The 755-nt window shown below is 61.0% G+C and carries 1 protein-coding gene; it reads right to left on the bottom strand.

Features of this window, described 5'->3' with window-relative positions:
- On the bottom strand, positions 1-755 hold a 755-nt coding region (locus FEV53_RS20435), incomplete at both ends, for an IS3 family transposase (protein ID WP_142836425.1).

Genomic DNA, 755 nt, shown 5'->3' with positions numbered 1-755 from the left:
CTTCGAAAGCCTGCGCTGGCGTCTGGTAGCCTATGGCTGAATGCCGTCGCTGGCGGTTGTAGAAGACCTCGATGTATTCGAAGATCGCGGCCCTGGCCTGTTCTCGGGTTCTGAACCGATGGCGATGGACCAGCTCCTTTTTCAGCGAAGAAAAGAAGCTCTCCATCGGGGCGTTATCGAGGCACTGACCCCTGCGGCTCATGGATTGCTCCAGCTTGGCGTGGCGGATGATCTTGCGATAGTCCCCGCTGGCATATTGCACACCGCGATCGGAGTGGGCGATCAGACCGGGGACTGGCACGCGCCGGTGCAGAGCCATCCGGAGCGCGTCGCAGCACAGCTGTGCGCCCAGGTGATCGGCCATGGACCAGCCGACGATTTCGCGGGTCGCCATATCCTTGACGGCCGCCAGGTAGAGCCASCCCTCGTCAGTGTCGACATAAGTGATGTCTGCCAGCCAAACCGTGTTCGGGGTGATACAATGAAATGCCTGCTGCAGCAGGTTGGGCGACGGTTTCAGCTTGTGATTGCTGTTCGTGGTCACCGGCTTGCGCGGCTTTCTCAGGCGGGCTGAGATCCTGTTTTCGCGCATTATTCTGGCCACGCGCCGCTCCGAGACGCGCTCCCCGTCAGCGCGCAGATCCCGGTGGATACGCTTGGACCCGTAGCGGTGTTTGCTGGCTTTGAAAAAATGACTGATCCGTTCCAGCAACGCCTTGTCCCGTGCGGATCGCCGCTCCCGACGGTCATCACGG

The sequence above is a fragment of the Palleronia caenipelagi genome (assembly GCF_007004065.1).
Taxonomy (GTDB): Bacteria; Pseudomonadota; Alphaproteobacteria; order Rhodobacterales; family Rhodobacteraceae; genus Palleronia; species Palleronia caenipelagi.
This window is presented reverse-complemented; position numbering and strand designations above follow the sequence as displayed.